The 16,928-nt window shown below is 73.3% G+C and carries 15 protein-coding genes; 11 read left to right on the forward strand and 4 right to left on the reverse strand.

Annotation, left to right across the window (positions count from 1 at the left end):
* Window positions 1-320: 320 nt before the first annotated feature.
* Window positions 321-791 carry a type III secretion system chaperone family protein gene (locus AR3_RS26475; RefSeq protein WP_146150214.1) on the reverse strand — a complete coding sequence of 157 codons (471 nt, stop codon included), beginning with the start codon at window positions 789-791 and terminating at the stop codon, window positions 321-323.
* A 292-nt stretch (window positions 792-1,083) separates the two neighbouring features.
* Here AR3_RS26475 and xylB point away from each other — a divergent pair, with 292 nt between their 5' ends.
* The 6 genes from xylB to AR3_RS26505 all read left to right on the forward strand — a co-directional run bounded on the left by xylB (window position 1,084) and on the right by AR3_RS26505 (window position 7,867).
* Window positions 1,084-2,493 (forward strand): xylulokinase, encoded by a 1,410-nt coding sequence (gene xylB, locus AR3_RS26480; protein ID WP_067917975.1) that lies wholly within the window; start codon window positions 1,084-1,086, stop codon window positions 2,491-2,493.
* 11 nt (window positions 2,494-2,504) lie between these two features.
* On the forward strand, window positions 2,505-3,668 hold the full coding sequence (gene xylA, locus AR3_RS26485; protein ID WP_067917977.1) for a xylose isomerase: 1,164 nt from the start codon (window positions 2,505-2,507) through the stop codon (window positions 3,666-3,668).
* An 84-nt stretch (window positions 3,669-3,752) separates the two neighbouring features.
* Window positions 3,753-4,922 (forward strand): Gfo/Idh/MocA family protein, encoded by a 1,170-nt coding sequence (locus tag AR3_RS26490; protein WP_067917979.1) that lies wholly within the window; start codon window positions 3,753-3,755, stop codon window positions 4,920-4,922.
* A gap of 88 nt (window positions 4,923-5,010) precedes the next feature.
* Window positions 5,011-6,168, forward strand: coding sequence for a dihydrodipicolinate synthase family protein (locus tag AR3_RS26495; protein ID WP_067917981.1), 1,158 nt, complete (start codon window positions 5,011-5,013; stop codon window positions 6,166-6,168).
* Entirely contained in the window at window positions 6,165-7,028 is an 864-nt protein-coding gene (locus tag AR3_RS26500; RefSeq protein WP_067917983.1) for a sugar phosphate isomerase/epimerase family protein, read from the forward strand. The genes AR3_RS26495 and AR3_RS26500 overlap by 4 nt, the downstream gene beginning before the upstream one ends.
* A gap of 260 nt (window positions 7,029-7,288) precedes the next feature.
* Window positions 7,289-7,867 carry a snapalysin family zinc-dependent metalloprotease gene (locus AR3_RS26505; RefSeq protein WP_067917985.1) on the forward strand — a complete coding sequence of 193 codons (579 nt, stop codon included), beginning with the start codon at window positions 7,289-7,291 and terminating at the stop codon, window positions 7,865-7,867.
* A 110-nt stretch (window positions 7,868-7,977) separates the two neighbouring features.
* Here AR3_RS26505 and AR3_RS26510 read toward each other — a convergent pair whose 3' ends face one another.
* A complete protein-coding gene (locus AR3_RS26510; RefSeq protein WP_067917987.1) occupies window positions 7,978-8,982 on the reverse strand; it encodes a LacI family DNA-binding transcriptional regulator in 1,005 nt (334 codons plus the stop codon).
* 181 nt (window positions 8,983-9,163) lie between these two features.
* On the opposite strand from AR3_RS26510, the gene AR3_RS26515 reads away from it, so the two are divergent.
* The 3 genes from AR3_RS26515 to AR3_RS26525 all read left to right on the forward strand — a co-directional run bounded on the left by AR3_RS26515 (window position 9,164) and on the right by AR3_RS26525 (window position 12,076).
* A complete protein-coding gene (locus AR3_RS26515) occupies window positions 9,164-9,877 on the forward strand; it encodes a lytic polysaccharide monooxygenase auxiliary activity family 9 protein (protein WP_083952059.1) in 714 nt (237 codons plus the stop codon).
* A gap of 175 nt (window positions 9,878-10,052) precedes the next feature.
* Entirely contained in the window at window positions 10,053-11,402 is a 1,350-nt protein-coding gene (locus AR3_RS26520; protein WP_067917988.1) for a protein kinase domain-containing protein, read from the forward strand.
* A gap of 11 nt (window positions 11,403-11,413) precedes the next feature.
* A complete protein-coding gene (locus tag AR3_RS26525; protein WP_067917989.1) occupies window positions 11,414-12,076 on the forward strand; it encodes a ThuA domain-containing protein in 663 nt (220 codons plus the stop codon).
* Between the two features lie 33 nt (window positions 12,077-12,109).
* On the opposite strand, the gene AR3_RS26530 is transcribed toward AR3_RS26525, so the two are convergent.
* On the reverse strand, window positions 12,110-13,111 hold the full coding sequence (locus tag AR3_RS26530) for a hypothetical protein (RefSeq protein WP_067917991.1): 1,002 nt from the start codon (window positions 13,109-13,111) through the stop codon (window positions 12,110-12,112).
* Complete coding sequence (locus AR3_RS30030; RefSeq protein ID WP_083952061.1) at window positions 13,111-14,217, reverse strand: SigE family RNA polymerase sigma factor; 1,107 nt, start codon at window positions 14,215-14,217, stop codon at window positions 13,111-13,113. Before AR3_RS30030 ends, AR3_RS26530 begins: the two co-directional genes overlap by 1 nt.
* A 385-nt stretch (window positions 14,218-14,602) precedes the next feature.
* Between AR3_RS30030 and AR3_RS26540 the strand changes: the two genes are divergently transcribed.
* Entirely contained in the window at window positions 14,603-15,886 is a 1,284-nt protein-coding gene (locus AR3_RS26540) for an ABC transporter substrate-binding protein (protein WP_067917993.1), read from the forward strand.
* Window positions 15,883-16,842: a carbohydrate ABC transporter permease gene (locus tag AR3_RS26545; RefSeq protein ID WP_067917994.1), complete on the forward strand. Its 960-nt coding sequence runs from the start codon at window positions 15,883-15,885 to the stop codon at window positions 16,840-16,842. Before AR3_RS26540 ends, AR3_RS26545 begins: the two co-directional genes overlap by 4 nt.
* Window positions 16,843-16,928: the final 86 nt, after the last annotated feature.

The raw sequence follows: 16,928 nt of genomic DNA on the forward strand, positions 1-16,928 counted from the left end.
CTGTGTCCCTCGCATTCGAGGCAATCGTCAGGCTGTCGGCGGTATACCTGGCGGTGTCCTGCGGAGGCGGTGGGTGTCTGGCCGGGAACGCGCGCCGCCCCGTCACCTCGGTGCATGGAGTGCAAGGCGGCCGTGGCTTCTCGCCGGTGACGTGTCGTGGGTGTCATGGACAGGCGGCGGGTGTCGGGGCGGGCGGGCGCGCCGCCCCGCCGACGGTGTGCGGGGATCCGGCAGGGCGGCGGCTCATGGGAATGCCGGGGGCGCCGCAGTCGTGACCGCCCGGCGTCGTCGATGCGCTCCTCAGCGATTCACCGAGACGTTCAGTTATCCGAGCGCATCTTTTCTCGGAACATGTGCACGGCGGCGCCGATCGCGCGCAGGCATCGGTTGAGCACCGGCTCGACGGCCGACGGGTCGCCGCAGAACAATTCCGCGGTCGCCCACACGTTCTCCCCGTTGCCGGCCAGGAAGACTTTGGCGACTTTCGTTTCCCGGGTGGCCTCGTTGGCGGCGAGCAGCGCGCGGGCCCGCTCCTCCTCGCTCTCGATGGGCCAGAAATTGGGGTAAATGAGGTGGAAGTACATGTCATCTTCGCCGGGGAAGATGTAGTACCAACCGCCCTCGAACTTGAAGACGATGTCGCCGTCGTCGTCGACCTCCGGTCGGAAGCCCTCCTTCTGGAGGAGGTTCATCCAGTAATCCCGGAGCTCATTCTTATCCACCCGCTGCATCCCTTCTGTCTGATTCGGGCTGCGGCCACTGTAGCGGATCTTTAAGCCGGATGTGATCATCGGCAAAAGCGGGCGATTCGGTGTCGCGGAAGGAGCGGTGGTCGGGCGGGGCCTCATGGCGGCCCGCGGTGCGGGGGAGCCGTCTGCGCGGACGGATCGCGGCGGGACGGGGTAAGGCGGAGTCGGCGGGCGGCGGGAGTGGAGGCGGGAGCGGACGGGCGGGGCAGGCGATCCGGCCGGTTTCGTCCGTTGTGCCGGAGGTCACCGGCGTCGTAGGCTGCACGCAGTCGAAGCGTTTCGAAAGCTTTCGGCGTTGACGGTCGAAAGCTTTCGCAAAGCCCCGAGGAGGACCATGCTCGTCGCCGGGATCGACTCCTCCACCCAGTCGACCAAGGTGGTGCTCTGCCAGGCGGAGGACGGCCGGATCGTCGACCAGGTCTCCGCGCCCCACCCCGACGGTACCGAATGCCACCCGCGGCACTGGAGCCATGCCCTCGACCAGGCCCGCGGGCTGCTGGAGCGCGCCGACGCCGTGGCGGTGGCCGCGCAGCAGCACGGCATGGTGGCCCTGGACGAGGACGGTGAGGTGATCCGCCCCGCGCTGCTGTGGAACGACACCCGCTCGGCGCCGCAGGCCCGGGCGCTGGTGGAGAAGCTGGGCGGCGGCGCGGCCTGGGCGCGGCGGGCCGGCTCGGTGCCGGTCGCCTCGTTCACCGTCACCAAGCTGCGCTGGATGGCCGAGAACGAGCCCGACAACGCCGCCCGCACCGCCGCCGTGCTGCTGCCGCACGACTGGCTGACCTGGAAGCTCGGCGCGGACGGGTACGTCACCGACCGCGGCGACGCCTCCGGCACCGGCTACTGGTCCCCCGCGACGGGCCGCTACCTGCCGGAGATCGTGACGGAGGCGCTCGGCCACGAGCCGCGGCTGCCGCGCGTGGCGGCGCCGGCGGAGGCCGTGGGCGAGACGGCGTGGGGCGCGCGCATCGGCCCCGGCACCGGCGACAACATGGGCGCCGCGCTCGGGCTCGGGCTGCGCGAGGGCGACGTGGTGCTGTCGATCGGCACGTCGGGCACGGCGTTCGCGGTCGCCGACCGGCCCGCCGCCGACCCGTCCGGGCTGGTCGCCGGGTTCGCCGACGCGACCGGCCGGTTCCTGCCGCTGGTGTGCACGCTGAACGCCGCGCGCATCCTGACCTCGGCCGCCGCGATGATCGGCGCCGACCTGGACGAGCTGTCGCGGCTGGCGCTGGCGGCCGAGCCGGGCGCGGGCGGGCTGACGCTGCTGCCGTACCTGGACGGCGAGCGCACCCCCGACCGCCCGGACGCCACCGGCGTGCTCGCGGGGCTGACCACGTCCAACGCGACCCGCGAGAACATCGCCCGGGCGGCCGTCGAGGCGCTGCTGTGCTCGCTCGCCGACGCGGTCGAGCACCTGGCCGCGCAGGGCGTGCGGCCGCGCCGCACCCTGCTGATCGGCGGCGGGGCGCGGTCGGAGGCCGTGCGCGCGCTGGCGCCCGCGATCCTCGGCACGCCGGTGACCGTCCCGGAGCCGGCCGAGTACGTGGCGCTCGGCGCCGCCCGGCAGGCCGCCTGGGTGCTGGCCGGGACGCCCGAGCCGCCCGCCTGGCCCGACCGCCCCGCCACCGAGCACGAGGCCGCCCCCGCGGACGCGGCGGCCGCGGAGTCCGTCCGGGCCCGCTACGGCGTGCTGCGCGACGCCACCGCCACCTGGGGAAGCAACCGCACCGACAACGCGTGAGGAGGAATTCCGTGACCGAGGACCGCTACACCCCTCGTCCGGAGGACAAGTTCTCGTTCGGGATCTGGACGGTGGGCTGGCAGGGCGTCGACGTGTTCGGCCCCGGCACGCGGCCGCCGATGCCCGCCGAACGGGCCGTGCGCAAGCTCGCCGAGATCGGCGCGTACGGCGTCAACTTCCACGACAACGACGTGTTCCCCTTCGAGGCGACGCCGGCCGAGCGCGACGAGCGCATCGCCGCGTTCCGCAAGGCCCTGGACGAGACCGGCCTGGTCGTCACGACCGCGACGACGAACCTGTTCGGCCACCCGATCTTCAAGGACGGCGCGTTCACCTCCAACGACCGCGACGTGCGCCGGTTCGCGCTGCGCAAGGTGATGGACAACATCGACCTGGCCGCCGAGCTGGGCGCCAAGGTGTACGTGTGCTGGGGCGGCCGGGAGGGCGCCGAGTCCGGGGCGGCCAAGGACGTGCGGACCGCGCTGGACCGCTATAAGGAGGCCTTCGACGTCCTCGGCTCCTACGTCCTGGACAAGGGCTACGACATCCGGTTCGCGATCGAGCCCAAGCCGAACGAGCCGCGCGGCGACATCCTGCTGCCGACGGTCGGGCACGCGCTGGCGTTCATCGAGGAGCTGGAGCACTCCGAGCTGTTCGGCCTGAACCCGGAGATCGGGCACGAGGAGATGGCCGGGCTGAACTACGCGCACGGCCTGGCGCAGGCCCTGTGGCACGGCAAGCTGTTCCACATCGACCTGAACGGGCAGAACGGCCCGCGCTACGACCAGGACCTGCGGTTCGGGGCGGGCAACGCGCGCGGCGCGTTCTGGGTGGTCGACCTCATCGACAACAGCGACTACGACGGCCCGATCCACTTCGACTTCAAGCCGCCGCGCACCGAGGACGACGAGGGCGTGTGGGAGTCGGCGAAGGGCTGCATGCGCAACTGGCTCATCCTGCGGGAGAAGGTGCGGGCGTTCCGGGCCGACCCCGAGGTGCAGGAGGCGCTGCGCGCCGCGCGGGTGGACGAGCTCGCCGTCCCGACGCTGGCCGAGGGCGAGGACTGGCGGTCGGTCCGTGACTTCACCCCGGACATCGACGCGCTGGCGGCCCGCGGCGCGGCGTTCGAGCGGCTCGACCAGCTCGCTCTGGAGCACCTCTACGGCGTGCGCTGATCAGGACACTTGAGAGTAAGCGCTTTCCGGCCTAGGGTGCGGAAAGCGCTTACTCTCTTATCCGTCCCAGCCTTGAGGAGAACGATGACCGCACGCACCCTCGGCGTGGTGATGAACGGCGTGACCGGCCGCATGGGCTACCGCCAGCACCTGCTGCGCTCCGTCCTGGCGATCAACGAGGCGGGCGGGGTGCCGCTCGCCGGCGGCGGCCGCGTCACACTGCGGCCGATCCTCGTCGGCCGCAGCGCGGAAAGGGTGCGCGCGCTGGCCGAACGGCACGGCATCCCCGACTGGACCGCCGACCTGGACGCCGCGCTCGCCGACCCCGGCGCCGACATCTACTTCGACGCCCAGGTCACCTCCGCCCGCGTCGGCGCGGTCACCCGGGCGATCGACGCGGGCAAGCACGTCTACGTCGAAAAGCCCACCGCCGACTCGCTCGAGGACGCGGTCACGCTGGCCAAGAAGGCGCGGGCCGCCGGAGTCAAGAACGGCGTCGTCCAGGACAAGCTGTTCCTGCCAGGGCTGCGCAAGCTCAAGCGGCTGGTGGACGGCGGGTTCTTCGGCCGCGTCCTGTCGGTGCGCGGCGAGTTCGGCTACTGGGTGTTCGAGGGCGACTGGCAGGCGGCGCAGCGGCCAAGCTGGAACTACCGGGCCGAGGACGGCGGCGGCATCGTGCTCGACATGTTCCCGCACTGGCACTACGTGCTGGAGAACCTGTTCGGACGCGTGCAGGCGGTGACGGCCCGCGCCGTCACGCACGTCCCGCGCCGCTGGGACGAGAACGGCTCGCCCTACGACGCCACCGCCGACGACGCCGCGTACGGCATCTTCGAACTCGAAGGCGGCGTCATCGCGCAGATCAACTCCTCCTGGACGACCCGGGTGTTCCGCGACGAGCTGGTGGAGTTCCAGGTGGACGGCACGGAGGGCAGCGCCGTCGCCGGGCTGCGCCGCTGCCGCGTCCAGCACCGCGCCATGACGCCCAAGCCCGTCTGGAACCCCGACCTGCCCGCCACCGAGAAGTTCCGCGAGCAGTGGCAGGAGGTCCCCGACAACGAGGACTTCGACAACGGCTTCAAGGTGCAGTGGGAGATGTTCGTCCGGCACGTGGTGGAGGACGCGCCGTTCCCGCACGACTTCGCCTCCGGCGCGCGCGGCGTCCAGCTCGCCGAGGCGGGCCTGCTGTCGTCCGCCGAGGGGCGCCGCGTCGAGCTGACCCCCGTGGACCTCGGCGAGGAGTCCGCCCGATGAACGGGCCGCGGGCGCGCGGCGGCGCCCGGCCGCGGAGGAGGGGACGGCGCCGGACCGCCGGCGCCCTGGACGCGACTGGAGGACAGGCATGGCCACGCTGAAGCTGCCGACCCCCGACGGCCGCCTCGAACCGTACTCGCCCGGCGAGCCGCGCGCCTGGGAGACGCCGTCCGGCCCGCCGTCCTCCCGCGTCGCCTACGCCGCCGCGCACGTGGTGGCCGACCCGCGCGCCGACAACGGCCCCGGCGTCCCCGCGACCGTGGACTGGGAGGCCACGCTGCGGTTCCGCCGCCACCTGTGGTCGCTCGGCCTGTGCGTCGCCGACGCCATGGACACCGCGCAGCGCAACATGGGCCTGGACTGGGCCGCCACCCGCGAGCTGATCCGGCGGAGCGCCGCCGAGGCCGCGACGTTCGGCGACCCGGCCGAGCTGGTCTCCTGCGGCGCGGGCACCGACCACCGGCCGGAGGCGGCCACGCTGGACGACGTCGTCGCCGCCTACGAGGAGCAGATCGAGGTCGTCCGGGACGCCGGCGCCGGAGTGATCATCATGGCGAGCCGCCAGCTCGCCCGGATCGCCCGCGGCCGCCCCGAGGACTACCGCGCCGTCTACGGCCGCCTGCTCGAGCAGGTCGACCGGCCCGTCATCCTGCACTGGCTGGGGGAGATGTTCGACCCGAACCTGGCCGGCTACTGGGGCGCGGACGACCTCGACAAGGCCACCGGCCACTTCCTCGACCTGGTGCGCGAGCACGCCTCCCGCATCGACGGCGTCAAGGTGTCGCTGCTGGACGCCGACCGGGAGGTGGAGATCCGCGCCGGGCTGCCCGAAGGCGTCCGCCTCTACACCGGCGACGACTTCAACTACCCGGAGCTGATCGCGTCCGGCAGCGACGCGCTGCTGGGCATCTTCGACGCGATCGCGCCCGCGGCCGCCGCCGCCCTGCACGCCCTGGACGCGGGCGACACCGCCGCCTACGACGAGATCTTCGGGCCGACGGTGCCGCTGTCCCGGAAGATCTTCGAGACGCCGACGTACCACTACAAGACCGGCATCGTGTTCGCGGCCTGGCTCGCCGGGCACCAGGAGGCGTTCGCCATGGTGAACGGCGCGCAGAGCGCCCGCTCGATCGTCCACCTGGCCGAGGTGTTCCGGCTGGCCGACGCCGCGGGCCTGCTGCCCGACCCCGACCTGGCCGTGCGCCGCATGCGCGCGCTGCTGACCGTCTACGGGGTGGACCAGTGACGGGGCGGAAGCCGGGCGCGGAACGCCTGTCGCTGAACCAGTGGACGACCCGGCGCTGGTCCGTGCCCGAGGCGGTGGAGGGCTGCCGGCGCCACGGCATCGAGGCCATCGGCCTGTGGCGGGAGCCCGTCGCCGAGCACGGCCTGAGCGCGACCGCCGAGCTCGTCCGCGACGCGGGCCTGCGCGTCTCGTCGCTGTGCCGGGGCGGCTTCCTCACCGGGGACTCCTGGCTGCGCGACAACCGCCGGGCCGTCGACGAGGCCGCCGAACTCGGCGCCGCCTGCCTGGTGCTGGTGGTCGGCGGCCTGCCCGGCGTCGTCCCGGGCGAGCCGCTCAGCGGCTTCTCCCGCGACCTCGCGGACGCCCGCACCCGCGTCGCCGAGGCGTTGGACGCCCTGGTGCCCTACGCCGAGGAACGCGGCGTCCGCCTGGCCCTGGAACCCCTCCACCCGATGTACTGCGCCGACCGCGCGGTGCTGTCCACCCTCAAGCAGGCGCTGGACCTCGCGTCCCCCTACCCGGCCGACCGGGTCGGCGTCGTCGTCGACACCTTCCACATCTGGTGGGACCCCGAGGCTCTCGGCCAGATCGCCCGCGCGGGCGCGGAGGGCCGCATCGCCTCCTACCAGGTCTGCGACCAGATGCACCCGCTGCCCGCGGACGTCCTGCTGGGGCGCGCCATGATGGGCGACGGCGTCATCGACTTCGCACCCCTGACGGCGGCCGTCGCCGCCGCCGGCTACGACGGCGACATCGAAGTCGAAATCTTCAACGCCGACGTCTGGTCCGCCGACCCCGACGAAGTGCTGGCGACGATGAAGCAGCGCTTCGCCGACCTGATCGTCCCGTCCCTGGCGTGACACACGGCGGCCGGTGCCCCGCTCCCGCGGCCCCGGCCGCCCACGCCTTTCCTGGACATGAGGGCGCACGGCTGATGCTTGCGGTGTCGATGGCGCCTGTGGTGATAGCGAGAGCGGAGTGCGCAAAGGAGTTTGAGGACACGTGCCGGACTACTGAGGAATTTTCGGTAGATAACCGCCCTTGTTATGTCAAAGGGATGGCAAATACGCTGGGCCGACCTTGAGGCAGCAAACCCGTTCCGAGACAGGAAGGCCCCGCTATGCTGCATCGAACCGCCGTGCGCGCCCTTGTCGGTGCTGGCGCCGTCGCCCTGTCCGTCGGCGTCGCCCCCGCGGCGAACGCGCACACCCCCTCCGCCGACGCCCCCCGCGCGCAGGCGACCACCACCCTCTACTACGACGACAGCCAGGCCGCGGAGTTCAAGGACGCGGTCGCCGCCGGCGTCCAGTCGTGGAACTCCAGCGTGCAGAACGTCCGCCTGGTCAAGGCCCCCGCGGGCACGCGCGCCGAGATCCGCATCGTGGCCGACGACGGCTGGCCGCGCGCCATGCTCGGCCCCGTCCGCCCCGGAGGGCAGGTCGTCGTGTACTTCGGACGGCAGGCGGTGAACGAGGGGTACAACACCGTCCGCATCGCCGCCCACGAGCTCGGGCACAGCCTCGGCCTGCCCGACCGCAAGCCCGGCCCGTGCTCGTCCCTGATGTCCGGCTCGACCGGAGGCGTCTCCTGCACCAACGCCACCCCGAACGCCTCAGAGCGGGCCGCCGTGGAGTCGAACTACGCCTCGTTCGGCGCCGAGAGGATCCCGTTCCCCGGCGTCATGGCGGACGTCTCCTGACGTCGCGGATCCGGCGATGACCTCCGCCCGCCGTCCTCGCGCCGCGAGGGCGGCGGGCTTTCGCCGCCGGCGCCGTCAGAGCAGGTCGTCGGCGATACGGGCTGCTCTCGTCACAGCCGCCGCGTGCTGTCGCGCAGGACGACCTCGGCCTCGATGCGCTCGGTGACGGGCTCGGCGGCGTCCGACAGCGCCAGGTCCAGCGCCCGTTCGCCCATCTCCGTCAGCGGCAGCCGCACGGTCGTCAGCGCCGGCACCAGGTCCCGCAGGGTGGAGATGTCGTCGAACCCGGCCACCGAGATCTGCCCGGGCACGTCGATGCCGCGTTCGCGCAGCGCGGCCAGCGCGCCCAGGGCCATCACGTCGTTGACGGCGAAGACGCAGGTCACCTCGCCCAGGCCCGACTCGGCCAGCTCGGCCGCCGCCGCGTAGCCGCCGTCCCGGTCGAAGTCGCCGTGGACCAGGCGCGGCGCGGGCAGCCCCAGCTCGGCCAGCGCGGCGGAGAAGCCCGCGGTGCGGTCCGCCGCGGTGATCAGGCCGGGCGGGCCGGCCAGCACGGCGAACCTGCGGTGGCCCAGCTCGGCCAGCGACCGCGCCAGCGCCGCCGCGCCCTCCCGGTTGGCGGGGGCGACGGTGTCGACGCCCAGCAGGTCCTGGCCGATGCACGCCACCCGCCCGCCGGCGTCGCGGTAGCGGGTCAGCTCGGCGTCCATCCGCTTGGTGATCGCCTCGTCGCTGATACGCGAGCCCGCCAGCACGATCGCCCGCACCCGCTGCGCCCGCAGGGTGGACACCACCGAGATCTCCTGTTCCGGGTCCCGGTGGGTGGTGCCGACCATGACCGTCAGCCCGTGCCGGTCGGCGGCGCGCATGGCGCCCTCGGCCAGCGCCGCGAAGTACGGGTCGGTCAGCGCGTGCACGACCAGCCCGATGACGTTGCTGGACCCCCGCGCCAGCGCCTGGGCGGTGACGTCGGGCTCGTATCCCAGCTCGGCGGCCGCCAGCTCGACCCGCTGGCGGAGGGCCGCTCCCACCCGCCGGTTGCTGCCGTTCAGCACCCGCGACGCGGTGGCGAGGGAGACCCCCGCCTGCCGCGCCACGTCCTCCAGTGTGACCATTCGACCCCCCGCGGGTGGAAAGCGCTTTCGACCAGTCTAGTGAACCCATGAAAGCGTGAAAGAGCCGTTCACCGCGCCGTGCGCCGCCGGTTACGTTCCAGCGCGACGGGCGTCGCCGCCCGGCGGCGTCCGGGGCCGCGATCCGGCCGCGATGCAAGGCTAGAAGAACGGAGGCGTGTCCATGAGTCAGCGTCGACGGGCGGTGCTCACGGGAGCGGCGATCGGGTCGGCGGCTGCCGTGCTGGGCTCCGTGCTGACCGCCGCCCCGGCGTCGGCGCACGGCGCGATGATGATGCCGGGCAGCCGCACGTACCTGTGCTGGAAGGACGGGCTGACCTCCACCGGCGAGATCAAGCCCAAGAACCCCGCGTGCGCGGCCGCGGTCGCGCAGAGCGGCACCACCCCGCTGTACAACTGGTTCGCGGTGCTGCGCTCGGACGGCGCCGGACGCACCCGCGGCTTCATCCCCGACGGCAAGCTGTGCAGCGCCGACGCCCGGGTGTACGACTTCAGCGGCTTCGACCTGCCGCGCGACGACTGGCCGGTCACCCACCTGACGTCCGGCGCGCAGATCCAGTTCCGCTACAACAAGTGGGCGGCGCACCCGGGCACCTTCCGGCTGTACGTCACCAAGGACAGCTGGAGCCCGACGCGCCCGCTGACCTGGGACGACCTGGAGGAGCAGCCGTTCGACCAGGTGACCGACCCGCCGAGCGTCGGCAACCCGGGCAGCGCGGACTCGTACTACTACTGGAACGCCCGGCTTCCCTCGGGCAAGAGCGGCCGCCACATCATCTACTCGGTGTGGCAGCGGTCCGACAGCCAGGAGACGTTCTACAACTGCTCGGACGTGGTGTTCGACGGCGGCAACGGCGAGGTCACCGGCATCGGCTGAGGCGGCGGCGGGTCGGATGTCGATGTCCCCGACGCCTCCAGGAACGGCTCGCCGAACCCGGCGAGTTCGCCTTCGGCCTTCCTCCCCCGAACGTCCGACCCGGTCGTCCACGGCATGACCTCCTGACACCGTGAACCCGGCGCCCCCCGGGGACCGGCCGTTTAAGCTGCCGAGCATGGCGCAGATCCCCGGGGGCCGACTGGGCGGCCGCTACCAGCTGGTGGCGCCGCTCGGCTCCGGCGGCATGTCCACCGTGTGGCGCGCCGTCGACCTCGTCCTCGACCGGCCGGTGGCGGTCAAGCTGCCGCGCGACGGCTGGCCGGAGGAGCTGACCCCGCGGCTGCGCGAAGAGGCCAAGGCCGCCGCGAGCCTGGCCCATCCCCACATCACCGGCGTCTACGACTACGGCGAGGCCGAGCTGCCCGACGGCGAGCGCCTGCCGTACGTGGTGATGGAGCTGCTGGACGGGGAGAGCCTGGCGACGCGCCTGGCCCGCGGGCCGCTGCCGTGGCGGGACGCCGCGGTGCTGGGCGCGCAGCTGGCCGACGCCCTGGCCGCCGCCCACGCCGCGGGCGTGGTGCACCGGGACGTCAAGCCCGGGAACGTGCTGCTCACCCCGACCGGCGCGAAGCTCCTCGACTTCGGCATCGCGTTCACCGCCGCGGCCCGTGAACGGTCGGGCGACGGCGGCCCGGTGCTCGGCACCCCCGACTACGCGGCCCCCGAACTGCTGGGCGGCGCCGCGCCGACCCCGGCCGCCGACATCTACTCCCTGGGCGTCCTGCTCCGCGCGTGCCTGCCGGACGACGACGACCAGGTCCCGCAAGAGATCGAACGGCTCGTGCGGCGGTGTCTGGACGAGCGTCCCGAAGCGCGGCCGACGGCGGCCGAGGCCGCCGACGTGCTGCGCCGGGTTGCGGGCATTCCCGCCGACGCCCTCACGGGGGCACCGGACGCCCCGCCGCCGCGACCTCCGTCGCACGACGACAACACGCGCATCCTGGACGACCCCCTGAACGACCCTCCGGAAGCCTCCGGCGCCCGGCCGGGGAAGCCTCCCGGTCGCAGGGCGCTGCTCATCGCCGGCGGCGGGGTGGGCGCGCTCGCCGCGCTCGCCCTCCTCCTGGTCGTGCTCTCGCCCGGGACCGAGAGCGGAGGCGCGGCAAAGCCGCCGCCGGGCCGCACCGAGTCGCCCACCGGGGGCGACTGCGCCGTGTCGTACAGTGTCGTCAACGAGTGGCCGACCGGATTCCAGGCGCAGGTGCGCGTCACCAACCTGGCGGACGCGCCGGTCGACGGATGGCGGCTGGCCTGGTCGTTCCCCGACGGCCAGCAGATCTCCCAGCTGTGGAACGGCGCGCCGGACCAGCGAGGGGCCGACGTGACGGTGACCGCGGCCCACTGGAACCGCACCATCCCGCCGGGCGGCGCCGTGGAGTTCGGCTTCATCGGCCGCTGGGACGGCGGAAACGGACGCCCCGACCGGTTCGCCCTGAACGGCCGGGACTGCCGGTCCACACGGTGACGGGAGGTGGCATGCCCAGGGTGCTCGTCTTCGCCAGGACCGCGGGCTACCGCCACGACTCGATCCCCGTGGGCACCGAGACCGTCCGCGAACTGGGCGCCGCCCACGGATTCACGGTGGACGTCACCGATGACCTCGTGCTGTTCGCGCCCGACATCCTGGCCCGCTACCGGGCGCTGGTGTTCCTCAGCACCACGGGTCAGCTCTTCGAGGACGCCCACCGGCGGGCGTTGGAGTCGTACGTGCGGGGCGGGGGCGGCTTCGCGGGAGTGCACGCCGCCGCCGACGCCGAGTACGACTGGCCGTTCTACGGCGAGCTGGTCGGGGCGCGGTTCGCGCGCCACCCGCAGATCCAGCCCGCCACGCTGCTCGTCACGGACCACGACCATCCCGCCACGGCCCACCTGGGACGCACGTGGGTGCGCGTCGACGAGTGGTACGACTTCGCGTCCCCGCCGAGCCCGCGCGTCCGGGTGCTGCTGACCGTGGACGAGTCCAGCTACGAAGGCGGCCGCATGGGAGACCCGCATCCGCTCGCCTGGTGCCACGACATCGACGGCGGCCGCTGCTTCTACACCGCGCTCGGTCACACGGCCGAGGCGTTCGCCGAGCCGGAGTTCCGCGCCCATCTGCTGGGCGGCATCCGATACGCGGCCCGTCTCGCAGACGCCTGACACGCCGGACGGCCCGTCGCCTTACGCCGGCGGTCAGAAGTGGCCTTCGGCGACGGAGGACGGGCCGTCCTTCATCGTCGCCCGCACCGTGTAGGCGTCCTTGCGCGGGTCGTGGGCGGACGTCCGGTTGTACTGGGCCGCCAGCGTGTACGAGCCCGGCCGTACGGTGCGGCCGGGCAGCAGGGTCCACGAGTAGACGATGGCGTCCGACGTCGTGTCGGTGGACGCCCGGAAGTCGCCGTTGGGCAGCGACAGCCACGAGCCCGCCGGTGACACGTTCCCGTCGCGCCGCACCCGGACCGTCACCTCCAGCGCGCGCAGCGGCTCGTGCACGCGCAGCACGACGTTGTTCTGCGCCCAGTGGTCCCCGCTGTCGGGGTCCAGCGACCCGCTCGCCGTGAACGCCGCCTTCTCCTGCCGCCGCGTGGGCTCGGCGCTGTCGGACGGGGTGCGCCGGGACGGCGACGCGGTACGGCTCGGGCTCGGCGAGGACGGCGCCGACGTCCTCCTGTCCGTCTGCGGGGCCGGGCCGCCCGGACGGGACGGCTCGCCCGAGGGCGGCGGGGACGGCGACAGGCCGCCGCTGCGCCCCGCCAACGGCACCGCCGGGTCGGAGCCCCCGTCGGTGAAGCCCCAGAACACCCCCGAGGTCAGGCCGACGATGCCCGCCGTGGCCAGCGACGCCAGCCCCACGCGCAGCCACCGCTGCCTGCGCCCGTACGCCGGCGCGGCGGCATGGCGGCCGCCGTGCCGCGCCGCCCCGCGCACGTCTCCGTGATCGTCCGCGCCCGTGCCGTCCTCGAGCGCGTCCCTGAGGGCCGCAGAGCCCGCCCCGGCGCGGACGCCCTCCGCGGAGCCGTCGAGGCGCGCGCCGCCCGCCGAGACCGCCGTATTGGGACGGTCCATCGCCGCCTCGATGCGCGCCCAGATCCGCTCGCGGTCGGGCTCGTGCCGTTCGGCCTCCGCGCGCAGCCGGTCCCGCAGCCGGGCCAGCAGCTCCTCGGTGCGTTCTGGATCGTTCCCCCGACCTCCCATCACGCGCCCTCCTGCGGCCGTTCGCCCGCCCGGACCGCACCCAGCAGGACGCCGACCGCGCCGCGCCTGCGCTGCGCCCCGCCGGGGCGCCCGCCCCTCGGCCGCCTCGCGTCGGAGGCGGCCTCCTCCGGCCGTGCCGCGCCGGCCGGGATCGCCTCGGGGTGCCGGGTGCCGGAGCGTCCGCCGCCGTCGCCGGACCGCCCGCCGTCATCGCCCGCGTCCGCGGGCCCGCCCTCTTTAGCATGCACGTCCGCGGACCGTCTGTCCTCCGGAAAGGCGTCGGCGTCGCGCACGCCACCTGGCCTCTCAGTGCCGCGTCCCTTCGGCGGGGGCGGCTCCAGGCCGCCGAGCACGCGCTGCAGCTCGGCGACGCCCTTGGACGTCTGGCTCTTGACGGTGCCGACCGTGATGCCCAGCACCCGGGCGGTCTCCTTCTCCGACAGGTCGAAGGCGAACCGCAGCACGACGCAGGCGCGCTTGCGCTCGGGCAGCCGCTGCAGCGCGGCGCGCACGTCCAGCACGGCGGACACGTCCGGCCCGTCGGCGTGCTCCTGGACGGTCGCGCCGATCGCCGCCAGCCGGTCGCGTTCGCGCACCAGGGCGCGGATCCGGCTGTGGCACATGTTCAGCACGATCCGCCGGACGTAGGCCAGGGGGTGATCGGAGCCGCGCACCCGGTCCCAGCGGTGCCAGGCGGCGGCCAGCGCGTCGGCGGCCAGGTCGTCGGCCGCGTCCGGGTCGCCGAGCATCAGGTGCGCCAGCCGGGCGAGGTCGCGGTGGTGCCGCTCGAAGAACAGCCGGAACTCCCGCCGGAACGCCTCCTCGACCGCGACCTCGCCGTCGCCGCTCTCGCCGCCGTCGGCTTCCTCACCGTCCGCCTCGGCGCCTGCCTCCTCGGCCCCGGCGGCCGGCGCCGTCGGCCCGCCCGCACCGGCAAGGCCGCCATGTGCTCCCTGCTGCGGGCTGTCCGGCGCCGCGCGCGGCGCCCCGCCGGGCGCCGCGGCCGCCCGCCCGGCCGCCGTGCCGCGCGTCCCCTCCTCGATGGCCCGCTCCTCGACCGCCTGCTCGTCGGGGGCCGGGTCGAACGCGTCGTCGGTGGAGCTCATGGGGAGCGCTCCCACGCGTGCTGCGGCACGGCCGCCACCGCCTTCGGAGTCGGGTTCGTCCTGATCATCCCTGGCTGGGCGTCCGAGGGTAACAGCGGCGCGCCGGCGCGGCCGCCCGGTCGCGGCCGCGCCGCCGAACCTGGGAGCGCTCCCAATCACACCCCTTGGCGAGCTCGATCCGAGGCATTTTCTGCGGGCCTCCTATTGTGTCCCAGGTCACGCGGGTCTACGATCCCACAATCGAAGCGCTTCGACACCCCCTTCCGGTGTCCGCGTCCCCGGCCGAGCGCCGGCCACGGACCGTCGCGGTCGCGGCGTCTCCGCGGACGGACCGCTCGCGCCGCCGGCCGCGGAGCCGCGAGATCCCACCCCGTGAGGAGCACCCATGATCAGGACAGGCAGGGGCGCGGCGCTGCTGGCCGCGCTCGCCGCCGGCTCGCTGGCGCTGGCCGCCTGCGGCGGCGGAGGCGACGGCTCCAGCCCCAATGAGCTGCGGCTGTGGCACTACGAGGCGCCCGACAGCGCCATGGGCGTGGCGTGGAAGCAGGCCATCGAGGAGTTCGAGCGGACCCACCCCGGGGTGAAGGTCAAGTTCGAGGAGAAGGGCTTCGAGCAGATCCAGAAGACCGCGCCGATGGTGCTCAACTCCAAGGACGCGCCCGACATCCTGGAGTACAACAAGGGCAACGCCACGGCCGGTCTGCTGTCCCGGCAGGGGCTGCTGGAGGACATGACCGACGAGGTCGTCAAGCGCGGCTGGGACAAGCTGCTCAGCCCGAACATCGCCGTCACCTCGAAGTACGACGCCAAGGGCGTCATGGGCGGCGACAGGTGGTTCGGCGTCCCCAACTACGCCGAGTACGTGCTGCTCTACTACAACAAGGACCTGTTCGCCAAGCACGGCGTGAAGGTGCCGACCGACTACGACGAGCTGCTGCGGGCGATGGACCAGTTCGTCGCCAAGGGCGTCACCCCGCTCGCCAACGCGGGCGCCGAGGTGATGGCGCAGCACTACATCTACCAGCTCGCGCTCGACAAGGCCGACCGGGCGTGGGTGGACGCCTACCAGCGCTACACCGGCAAGGCCGACCTCACCGACGCGGCGTGGACGGCCGGGGCGACCACGTTCGCCGACTGGGTGAAGAAGGGCTACATCGCCAAGAGCTCGGTCAGCCTGAAGGCCGAGGACGCCGGGGTGGCGTTCATGCAGGGCAAGTTCCCGATGATGTACTCCGGCACCTGGTGGTTCGGCCGCGTGGCCAAGGAGGCCCGCTTCGACTGGGACACCATGCTGTGGCCCGGCGGCTCGATGTCGCCCGGCTCGGGCGGCAACCTGTGGGTGATCCCCAAGGGCTCCAAGAACAAGAAGCTCGCCTACGACTTCATCGACATCACGATGAAGAAGAACATCCAGAACGCCCTGGGCGACGCGGGCGGCGTGCCCGTGGCGGCCGACCCGTCGGCGATCAAGGACCCGAAGGTCAAGAGGCTCATCGAGAACTTCGACGCGCTGGCGAAGAACAACGGACTGGCGTACTACCCGGACTGGCCGGTCCCGGGCTTCTATGACAAGTGGGTGTCGGCCGGGCAGAAGCTGATGAACGGCGACTCGCCCGGCGAGGTCCTCGGCGCCCTGAAGAAGGACTACGACAGCGGCGTGCCGAAGTGACCGTGCAAGCCCCCAAGGCGGCCGGAAAGTCCCGCGCGGGCCAAGCGGACCAAGCGGCCCGAGCCGGCCGGGAGCGCCTGGCCTACCTGCCGTACCTCGTCCCCGGGGTGCTGCTGTTCACCGCCGTGATCGGCGTGCCGTTCCTGATGAACCTCTACACCAGCTTCACCGAGTGGGAGGGCATCGGCGCGCCCCGCTGGATCGGCCTCGGCAACTACGCCGAGCTGGCCGAGGACGGCGAGTTCTGGGCCTCGTTCCGCAACAACGTCCTGGTCGTCGTGGGCATGGCGATCGTGCCGACCGCGGTGGGCCTGGTGCTGGCCGCCGTGCTCACCGACCTGATCGACCGGCACTTCGGGCCGCGCGCCGCCAGCGCGCTGCGGGCCTGCATCTACCTGCCGCAGGTGCTGCCGATCGTCATCGCCGGGATCGTGTGGAGCTGGCTGCTCAACCCCGAGAGCGGCGCCGTCAACGCGCTGCTGGACGCGGTCGGCCTCGGGTCGCTGGCGCACGACTGGCTCGGCGACCCGGCCACCGCGCTGTGGACGGTCATGGCGGTGATGGTCTGGGTGCAGATCGGCTTCCCGCTGGTGGTGTTCATGTCCGGGCTGCAGCGGGTGGACCCGTCCCTGTACGAGGCGGCCGAGATCGACGGGGCGTCCTGGGCGCGGCGGTTCCGCCACATCACGCTGCCGCAGATCCGACCGGAGATCTTCGTGGTGCTGCTGTGGACGACGATCGCCGCGCTCAAGGCGTTCGCGCACATCTTCGTGTTGACGAAGGGCGGCCCGGGCGGGGCGACGAACGTGCCGTCCTACTACTCCTACGTCAACTTCTTCGAACGCACCGACGTCGGCTACGGCTCGGCCATCTCCACCGTGCTGACGCTGATCATCCTGGCGCTGACCGTGGTGTTCCTGCGGGTGCAGAGCCGCGACCTGGGGGAGGAGCGGTGAGCGCGGGCGACGCGACGACAAGCGCGACGACGACCGCGACGACGACCGCGGCGGCCCGCGCGGCCGCCGCGCCCCCGGCCGGCGCG

It is taken from the genome of Actinomadura rubrobrunea NBRC 15275, assembly GCF_001552235.1.
Classification (GTDB): Bacteria; Actinomycetota; Actinomycetes; order Streptosporangiales; family Streptosporangiaceae; genus Spirillospora; species Spirillospora viridilutea.